Annotated in this window: 2 protein-coding genes and 1 pseudogene; all 3 read right to left on the bottom strand. The window is 58.2% G+C overall.

Annotated elements, in window-relative coordinates; genetic code table 11:
• On the bottom strand, window positions 1–440 hold a 440-nt coding region (locus tag LVS58_RS24910; protein ID WP_267954654.1), incomplete at its 3' end, for a contractile injection system protein, VgrG/Pvc8 family.
• 74 nt (window positions 441–514) lie between these two features.
• A complete protein-coding gene (locus LVS58_RS24905) occupies window positions 515–1,030 on the bottom strand; it encodes an Hcp family type VI secretion system effector (RefSeq protein WP_010954872.1) in 516 nt (171 codons plus the stop codon).
• 134 nt (window positions 1,031–1,164) lie between these two features.
• A pseudogene (locus LVS58_RS24900) lies at window positions 1,165–1,326 on the bottom strand (type IVB secretion system protein IcmH/DotU); the annotation flags it as partial.

Below are 1,326 nucleotides of genomic sequence, written 5' to 3'. Positions count from 1 at the left end.
ACGCAGAATTCGCGCACCTGGTGGTCCAGGCTGGCGCGCAGTTCGTACTGGTCGATGCCCTGGCGCTTGAGCATCAGCTCGAGAATTTGCGGGGCGGTCTTGTGCTGGAAGATGCGCCAGTTCGAGCGCAGCTTGGCGCGGGCCAGTTGGGGCTCGACCAGCGCGTGATAGTAGGTGCGGTAGAAGCCGCTTTCAGCCTGGCTGAAACGGCTGACAAGGCCGTGCACGTACCGTACCGGGCGTTCGCCCTCCAGGATGGTGAAGAGCACGGGCTTGTCGAGCAAATGGCCGAAGTCGATATCGTTTTCGAAGCTGATCAGTTTCAGCTCCAGTTCAAAGGGGGTGCTGATGCCTTCGCGGAGTTCGAACGACACCACCTCGAATTCAGCTTTGCCAACCAGCGGCTGGAAGCTGTAACGCACGTCAGATTGGCTAGGCATATACGATCCTTTTCCGCCGTCTGAATCAACACAAAGCCCGGGCGGGCATGGCCAGCCCGGGGCATTTGCACAGGTCAGGCGGCGGGTGCGCGCCAGTCGTCAGAGCCTTCGGTATTGGCTACATCGTGAGCCCACGTGATCTTTCGATACGCCAGCGATACTTCAACCAGTTGGGTGTAGTTTTCATTGTCCTTGTCGAGTGCGTGGGGAAGCACGGTATTGATGCTGACGATGGTGGCGTCTTCGAGCGTGGTGGTGAAAAAATGCTCTTGTTTGCCTTCCGACGAGGTGCGATACCAGCTGACCTCGACCGTTGGCAGCATTTCGCCGGTGGCAAGTGCCTGATACATCAGGGGGGTAGCTTTGTTCAGTGAGCTGGTGAATATGAAAGGCTTATGCACGCGCTGGCCACTCGGTTGACCGCTCTGGGGGTCAGTGGGCGTAGTCACCTCATGCTTGATTTCCTGAACCAGAATTTGATCTTCATGGCCTTGTTGGAACACGTTGCCGACGGAGTCAGCGGTGAAGGCGCCAGCGGTGATGTTGCCTTGGGTCTGGCCTACGATCTTGATGTAAGCGGGTGTTGGCATGACAGTTACTCCTGCGTCCATGTGGGTAAAGCACGCGCACCACGGGTGGCGTGGCCATCGGGAGCGATGGGCTCTTGTCAGCGAGGCAAAACCTCGCTAATTCGTTGCATTCAGTGGTGCTGTGTCACGGTTGGCTATTGCTGCAAGATACCGTTGAGCGACTCCAGTACCTCGGTGGTAATCAGGTGCAGGCGATAGCTGTAGATGCTGTAGGCCACCGCCATGGCGATGGCGGAAATCACCAAGGGGCTCCACCAGGGCCATTGCCGGCTCATGCGGAAGTTGCGCGGGGCGAC

Source organism: Pseudomonas sp. JR33AA (assembly GCF_021378985.1).
GTDB lineage: Bacteria > Pseudomonadota > Gammaproteobacteria > Pseudomonadales > Pseudomonadaceae > Aquipseudomonas > Aquipseudomonas alloputida.
The sequence above is the reverse complement of the archived record's forward strand: the minus strand, read 5'-3'. Positions and strand labels throughout refer to the sequence as shown.